Source organism: Sphingomonas bacterium (assembly GCF_903643065.1).
GTDB lineage: Bacteria > Pseudomonadota > Alphaproteobacteria > Sphingomonadales > Sphingomonadaceae > Sphingomonas.
In genome coordinates this window covers 1-7343 of sequence record NZ_CAHJWX010000077.1, presented here as the reverse complement: position 1 = coordinate 7343, position 7343 = coordinate 1, and the positions used below count along the sequence as shown (strand labels likewise).

8 protein-coding genes and 1 pseudogene are annotated in these 7343 nt (G+C 69.6%); 1 reads left to right on the top strand and 8 read right to left on the bottom strand.

The features are described from left to right. Positions 1-62: 62 nt before the first annotated feature. Positions 63-755 carry a protein TolQ gene (gene tolQ, locus HUU95_RS04285; protein WP_174278974.1) on the bottom strand — a complete coding sequence of 231 codons (693 nt, stop codon included), beginning with the start codon at positions 753-755 and terminating at the stop codon, positions 63-65. Next, positions 740-1324, bottom strand: coding sequence for a YbgC/FadM family acyl-CoA thioesterase (locus HUU95_RS04280; protein WP_254602611.1), 585 nt, complete (start codon positions 1322-1324; stop codon positions 740-742). The genes tolQ and HUU95_RS04280 overlap by 16 nt, the downstream gene beginning before the upstream one ends. 38 nt (positions 1325-1362) lie before the next feature. Between HUU95_RS04280 and HUU95_RS04275 the strand changes: the two genes are divergently transcribed. Continuing rightward, on the top strand, positions 1363-1953 hold the full coding sequence (locus HUU95_RS04275; protein WP_174278973.1) for a YcxB family protein: 591 nt from the start codon (positions 1363-1365) through the stop codon (positions 1951-1953). Here the strand turns inward: HUU95_RS04275 and gyrB are convergent. From gyrB to HUU95_RS04245, 6 genes and pseudogenes are all read right to left on the bottom strand, one after another. Next, positions 1928-4423: a DNA topoisomerase (ATP-hydrolyzing) subunit B gene (gyrB, locus tag HUU95_RS04270; RefSeq protein ID WP_174278972.1), complete on the bottom strand. Its 2496-nt coding sequence runs from the start codon at positions 4421-4423 to the stop codon at positions 1928-1930. The two genes, HUU95_RS04275 and gyrB, sit on opposite strands and share 26 nt — an antisense overlap. A 77-nt stretch (positions 4424-4500) precedes the next feature. After that, complete coding sequence (locus HUU95_RS04265; protein WP_174278971.1) at positions 4501-4788, bottom strand: hypothetical protein; 288 nt, start codon at positions 4786-4788, stop codon at positions 4501-4503. Further along, entirely contained in the window at positions 4785-5105 is a 321-nt protein-coding gene (locus tag HUU95_RS04260) for a hypothetical protein (RefSeq protein ID WP_174278970.1), read from the bottom strand. Before HUU95_RS04260 ends, HUU95_RS04265 begins: the two co-directional genes overlap by 4 nt. A gap of 5 nt (positions 5106-5110) precedes the next feature. Next, positions 5111-5365 carry a hypothetical protein gene (locus tag HUU95_RS04255; protein ID WP_174278969.1) on the bottom strand — a complete coding sequence of 85 codons (255 nt, stop codon included), beginning with the start codon at positions 5363-5365 and terminating at the stop codon, positions 5111-5113. Between the two features lie 169 nt (positions 5366-5534). After that, entirely contained in the window at positions 5535-6971 is a 1437-nt protein-coding gene (locus HUU95_RS04250; protein ID WP_174278968.1) for a PQQ-dependent sugar dehydrogenase, read from the bottom strand. Between the two features lie 110 nt (positions 6972-7081). After that, a pseudogene (locus HUU95_RS04245) lies at positions 7082-7343 on the bottom strand (DNA replication/repair protein RecF); the annotation flags it as partial.

Sequence of the window (7343 nt, the reverse complement as noted above, 5' to 3'; positions counted from 1 at the left end):
GGGCGGAGAGCCCCCCCCCCGGCCCCCTCCCGCCAGCGGGAGGGGGAGAACGGCGCCCCTCCTCACCGCGTGGCGTCCAGCTGGCGCGACAAGGTGGTGTGGAACCCGTCGGCAAAGCGACCCAGGCTCGCCTCCACCCGGTTCACCCCGTGGCTGAAGCGGTTGAACGCGATCACCGCCGGGATCGCGGCGAACAGCCCGATCGCGGTCGCGAACAACGCCTCCGCGATGCCGGGCGCGACCACCGCCAGCGACGAGTTCTGCGCCTGCGCGATGCCGGTGAAGGCGCGCATGATCCCCCATACCGTCCCGAACAGTCCCACGAACGGCGCCACCGACCCCACCGTCGCCAGGACATTGAGTCGGTCCGCCAGCCGGTCCACCTCGCCCGCAGCCGCCGCGCCCATCGCGGTGGACAGCCGCTCGCGGGTCGCGCCCTTGTCGATCGTGCCGCCCGCCGTCGAGCGCCGCCATTCGGCGACGCCCGCCGCCAGCACGCGCGCGGACGGGAGGGGCGTGTCCGCATGCGCCTTGTGGAAGGCGTCGATGTCGTCGGCTCGCCAGAAATCGCGCTCGAACGCCGCCATGCGCCGGCGGGTGGCGCCGAGCCGGCGGCCGACGGACAGGATAATGCCCCACGTCCAGATGCTGGCGAGCAGGAGCCCGCCCATCACGATCCGCACCACCCAATCGGCATGGATGAACAAGGCGACGGGGGAGAGCGCGGCGGCGTCGGTGGTCAGGACGGGATGCACGAACGCTCCTCCAGCAGGGCGCGAAAGACCGCGAGCCAGGCGGCCGGCTGACGACGCGGCCGGCCCGAGGGCGCGACCAGCGCGGCGGTGACCTCCGCATCCGCCAGCAAGACCGCGCCCCGGCTGACTCGTTGATGAATGACGACGCGGGCCGGGCCGACCGCGGCGAGCCGCGAGACGACCAGCAGCGGATCGTCGAGCCGCGCCGGCGCTCGATAGCGGATGTGCAGGTCGGCGACCGCATAGGCGCCCGCTCCCGCCTCCCACGCCGCGCGCTGGTCGATGCCCGCCAGCCGCAGCATGTCCGACCGCGCGCGCTCCATCCAGCGCAGATAGGTCGCGTGGTAGGCGACGCCCGACAGGTCGGTGTCCTCGAAGTGGACGCGCACGGGATAGCGGTGCTCCGCGCGCTCGAAACGCCCGGTCACCGGCTGGTCCACGTCGCTCTCCACGCGGCCGCCATTAAAGGGGCGAGAGTCGCGGCGAAAGCCCTTGTCGGCGGCCGGACCTGCTGGCGTCGCGCCGGCGTCCGATCCCATAAGCGCCTGCGTCGCCGACTCGGCGGCCATGCTGGCGAGCGGTGACCGGCAGAGGGGAAGGCAGCGTCATGCGGGACACGGGCACGGCTCCGGCGGCGAGCGTTGCGGACCAGATCGCGTTCACGCCCACCTTGGCCGACGTGATCGCCGCCAATCGCCTTTTCTACCGCCCGACGCGCGGACGGCTGATCCTCTATGGCTTCGTGATGGTCCTCGGCGTGCTCAACCTCCTGATGAGCTTGCTCCTGCCGGTCGGCGAGCGCTCGCCGCAGATCGCGGGCGGCCTCGCGCTGATCGCCATCCCGATCGGGTGGCGCGTCGCCCTGTCGATCTGGATCGTTCCTTATCAGGCCCGCCGCTATTACCAGCAGGCGGCGATCCTGCGGCAACCGTTCACCGTGTCGTGGGACGAGGCGGGACTGGACAGCCGCACGCCGCGATCGACGTCCACGACGCCGTGGGACGGCTATATCGGTCGTCGCGAGGACTCGCTGACCATGTTGTTCTTCCAGACGGACGCGCTCTATCAGTTCCTGCCCAAACACGCCCTCACCGCCGCACAGGTCGCGCGCCTGCGTGACTTGGCCGCGGCGGTGCCCGAGCGGCGCTACGCGTCCTTCCGCCGGTTGGCGGTCAGACGTCCAGGTTGGCGACGTTGAGCGCGTTGTCCTGGATGAACTCGCGCCGGGGCTCCACCACCTCGCCCATCAGGCGCGAGAAGGTCTCGTCGGCGGCCTGCGTGTCGTGGGTGGTGACCTGGAGCATGGTGCGGTGGCCGGGATCGAGCGTGGTCTCCCAGAGCTGCTCGGCGTTCATCTCGCCCAGCCCCTTGTAGCGCTGAACCGCCAGGCCCTTGCGCCCGGCGGCGAGCACCGCGTCGAGCAGCTGCGAGGGCCGGCCGACCGTGATCCCCGCCTTGCCGCGCACGGGCGCCTCGTCCTCGTCCTCCGATCGCTCGGCGGCGCGCGCCGACACCAGCGTCGAGGGCCGCGCGTAATCGTCCGCCTGTTCGGCCGCCAGCGTATGAAGCTTGCGCGCCTCCGCCGACTGGAGGAACCCGGCCTCGATCACGTGATGGTCGGTGACGCCGCGCCATAGCCGGCGCAGGTGAAAGCCGCCTTCCGCCGCCATCTCCGCCGACCAGACCGCCTCGTCGTCCGCCGCGTCGAGCGCGTGGACGCCGACCGCCAGCCGCTCGGCGCGCGGCCCCGCGTCCAGCGCCGGATCGAGCGCGCCGACCAGCGCCAACGTCTCGATGATGCCGGCATTGTAGCGGCGCGGGACATAGGTCATCAGCGATCGCATCCGGCGCGCATGCTCGACCAGCTGGCGCACGTCGCCGCCCAGCCGCCGCCCGCCCGCCGTCTCCAGCGCCACCGCGTCGACGCCAGCGTCGACCAGATATGTCTCCAGCGCCGCCTCGTCCTTGAGGTACACCTCCGACCGACCCTTCGTGGCCTTGTAGAGCGGCGGCTGCGCGATGAAGAGGTGGCCGCGGCTGATCAGCTCGGGCATCTGGCGATAGAAGAAGGTGAGCAGTAGCGTGCGAATGTGCGCGCCGTCGACATCGGCGTCCGTCATGATGACGATCTTGTGGTAGCGCAGCTTGTCCGGGTTGAAGTCGTCGCGGCCGATGCCGGTGCCGATCGCCTGGATCAACGTGCCGATCTCCTTGGACGAGATCATCCGATCGAACCGCGCGCGCTCGGTATTGAGGATCTTGCCCCGCAGCGGCAGGATCGCCTGAAAATGCCGGTCGCGGCCCTGCTTGGCGGAGCCGCCGGCGGAGTCGCCCTCGACCAGGAACAGCTCGGACTTGGCGGGATCGCGCTCCTGGCAGTCGGCGAGCTTGCCGGGCAGCGAGGCGACGCCCATCACCGACTTGCGGCTCGCCTCGCGCGCCTTCTTCGCCGCCTCGCGCGCGGCGGCGGCGTCGATCACCTTCTGAATGATCTGGCGCGCGTTCTGCGGGTTCTCCTCCAGCCAGTCGGCCAGCTTGTCGGCGAGCAGCGCCTCCAGCGGCTGGCGCACCTCCGAGCTGACCAGCTTGTCCTTGGTCTGCGAGCTGAACTTCGGGTCGGGCAGCTTGACCGAGACGATCGCGGTCAGCCCTTCGCGCATGTCGTCGCCGGTGAGCTGGATCTTCTCCTTCTTCAGCATCCCCGACTTGTCGGCATAGCCGTTGAGCGTGCGGGTCAGCGCCGAGCGGAACGCGGCGATATGCGTGCCGCCGTCGCGCTGGGGAATGTTGTTGGTGAAGGCGAGGACGTTCTCGTAATAGCTGTCGTTCCATTCGAGCGCGACGTCGATGCCGATCTGGTCGCGCTGGCCGCTGATCGCGATCGGCTCGGGGAAGAGCGGCGCCTTCGACCGATCGAGCCACTTCACGAACGCGGCGATGCCGCCTTCGTAATAAAGCTCGATCGTGCGGGGCTCGTCATGCCGCGCGTCGGTCAGGAACAGGCGCACGCCCGAATTAAGGAAGGCGAGCTCGCGATAGCGGTGTTCCAGCTTGTCGAAATCGAACTCGACGATCTTGAACGTCGCCGGGCTGGGCAGGAAGGTGACGCGCGTGCCCTTCTGGGCGCCGCGTTCATTGATCGGCGCATCGCCGGTGCGCTCCAGCGGGGCAACCGCGTCGCCGAACGCGAAGCGCATCCGGTGTTCCTCGCCGTCGCGCCAGATCGTCAGCTCAAGCCATTCGGACAGCGCGTTGACCACCGAGACGCCGACGCCGTGCAGCCCGCCGGAGACCTTGTAGGCGTTGTCGTCCGACGTGTTCTCGAACTTGCCGCCCGCGTGGAGCTGGGTCATGATCACCTCGGCCGCCGACACGCCCTCTTCCGGGTGGATGCCGGTCGGGATGCCGCGGCCGTTGTCGGTGACGCTGACCGAGCCGTCCGGGTTGAGCTGGATGTCGATCCGGTCGCAATGGCCCGCCAGCGCCTCGTCGATCGCGTTGTCGGACACCTCGAACACCATGTGGTGCAGCCCGGAGCCGTCATCGGTGTCGCCGATATACATGCCCGGCCGCTTGCGCACCGCGTCCAGGCCCTTGAGCACCTTGATCGAGGAAGCGCCGTAGGCGTTGACGTTGGGATTTTCGGCGGAGTCCGGCGTGTCGTTCATCACGATGATATAGGGAGTCGCGGCCGGTTCCGGAAGCGAAATGGCCCGGTCCGGCGCGGCGGATCGACGCCGCTCCTTCAGTCCAGCGTCGACCAGCCCGCCCAGACCACCGCCTGCATCACCGCTTGCAGCAGGAGCAGCGGCGTGAGCCAAGTCGCCGTGCGCAGCGCCAGGTTCCGGCGACCGTCGCCAGTCTGGATCAGCCGGTACAGGCAGCCCGCCGCCGCCAAGCCGGCGATGAGGCGCCCCGCGCCGCCGGGCCGCGGCCAGGCGAACCAGCTCCATTGCGCGATGCCGAGCAGGACGGCCGCGACCACCACGGCGGCCGCGATCTCGCCAGCGCCGCGTCGGGTGGCGGCGATCATCGCAGCGAGCTCGGCGGAACGCCGCGCAGAGCGAGCTCGTCGGCTATCCGCCTGGCGTGGTAGGCGTAATAGTCGCGGTTCTTGCCGAAGATATATTGCGCGTAACTGAGCGAAAAGGTGATCAGCGCCCCGGTTTTCTTGAAGATGGCTATAAGGGCCGCGCCGATGCCCTTGCTGGAGACCGGGTCCGCGCCCGTGCTCGCGACCCTGTCCGATCCGTTCGCGACGGCGTTGAACGTGTGCCAAAGCTCGCAACAGGTGGGCGTATCCAGCATAACCGGGAATGCCCAGGGTTCCTCCATGGCGCGGTCGACCAAGCTGATCAGGTGCGCCTGGATCGGAATCTGATCCGGCCGAGCAGCGCCTGGGCGATGCGACGCTTCAACTGCTCGCGCCCCGCCGGGCTCATATCGTGCACCGTCAACATCTCTCGCAGAAGGACGAGCACATTCGGCGCCTGCGAGCCCGGGAAGTCAGGGGTATGAATCGTGAACATGAAGGAGGTGCCGGTCTGCGGCGTCAGATAGAAGATGTCGCGCAGCTCGCTATCCTGAACAGCGCGATACGGAGCCGGCATATTCGATCCTTCAAGGGTGTGGCCTTCAAGGGTGTAGCCTTCAAGGGTGTGGCGCGATCGCCGCTGATCCCGCTGCCTCTACGCCGGCCTGACGTAACCGTTCCGAGGCATCCCTGCATGGCACCGGAGCAAGCCGCGCCTCTTGGGCCGTCACCGCGCCGGCGCGGCTTCAGGCAGCGGCCGTGTGCGCCCGCGCCCGTCGGATCAGGGCGCCGATCAGCCCGAGGCCGGCGATGGTGGTGAACCAGGTCAAGGGCTCCGGCACCGCGGCGGCGGTGAGGCGGTAGATATCGCCGCTCTGCTCGGTCAGCAGGTACAGCTCGCCGCCCGCATCGGTTCCGAGCCGCAGGTCGACGCGACCGCGCTGGCCCTCCAGCGCCAGCAGACTGGTCGAGAGGCCGGCGAACGACAGCGCGATCTCTCCCAGCACGGCCGTGCCGCCGACGCCCCCCGTATCGTCGAGCGAGAAGTCGAACAGGCGGCCATTGACCAGGTCCGACACCACCATCCGGCCGAACAGGGCGGGGTCGCTGCCGCGATAGAGGACGGCGGCGGAGATCGCGGCGCCCTCGTCATGGTCATATTGGGCGATCGGATCGAGGAAGCCCGGGTTCGGATCGTCATTGACCGCCAGCACGCCCTTGTCGGCGCTGCGGCCGAACGTTCCCTCGCGCGCCGGCCAGCCATAATTGCCGCCAGCGACGCCGAGATCGATCTCTTCCAGCCGCGCCTGGCCGATATCGGCGATGTACATCCTGCCGGTGACGGGATCCCAGCCGAACAATTGCGGGTTGCGCAGGCCATAGGCGTAGATCTCGCCGAGCGTGCCGGCCTGGCCGGCGAGCGGATTGTCGACGGGGATCGTGTAATCCCGTCCGCCGGGGCCATCGGGATCGGCGGGATCGATCCGCAGGATCTTGCCGAACGGGCTCGTCAGGTCCTGTGCGTTGTCGTTCGGGTCGTTGACGCCGCCGCCATCGCCCAGCCCGATGTAGAGCTTGCCGTAATCAGAGGACCCGGGCGTCGCGGCCGGGTTGAAGGCGATCGTGCCGGGCCCGTGATCCGCGTAGGGCTGGGTGACGCGCAACACCTCGCGCATGCCGGTGATCGTCGCGGCCGCCGCGTCCGGATCGGCGACCGTCCATTCGCGCAGCACGTCCTGGTGATCGGCCGGGCCCTTGCCGGCATAGCGCGCGACGCCTGCGTCGGCCGCCGTCGTATCGATCGTGTAGAACGTCGCGTAGCCCGGCCTGGTGGGATCGATGCCGAAATTCGGGTGGAAGGCGACGGAGAGCAGGCCGGACTGGGTGGTCGGTGCGGTGAAGCCGACATCCTGTCGCCGGATGTCGAACCACACCGCCGGCGGCGCGCCCGCCGCCGTGGTCACCGAGATCGTGCCGCGCGTATCGTTGACGAACAGCCGGCCCGACCCGTCGGGCGCGGATCGCAGGCCGTGGATCAGCGTCGCCGGCGAGCCCGCGCCCGTCGCCGGCGCGGTGACGAACGAGGTCAACATCGCGCGGGCATCGATGCCGATCGGCGTGGGTATCGGGTTGATCACCTCCGTCGCGCCGAGGCGCCAGGCGGAAAGGCTCGCCAGCAGCACAGTGCCCAGCCATCGTCCGGTCCGTCGCATCACCGCCCCCGCAGCAATCGTCAGCCTGTAATGTTCGTATCGTCTGCCCGCCGGATCGCCGCGTCAAGCGATTCGCTCGGTTAGAGCGTGAGCCGCGTCGCCGCCCCCGCATCGGCGAACAGCGCCGGTTCCGTGCCCGTCATCCAGACCTGCCCGGCGCCTTGCAACCGGGCGAACAGCGCGGCGCGGCGGCGGGGATCGAGATGCGCGGCGACCTCGTCGAGCAGGAGCACGGGCGCGCGGCCGGTGCGCGCGGCGACCAGCTCGGCATGCGCGAGGACGAGCCCGAGCAGCAGCGCCTTCTGCTCGCCGGTCGAGGCGAGCGCGGCGGGTTGCGCCTTA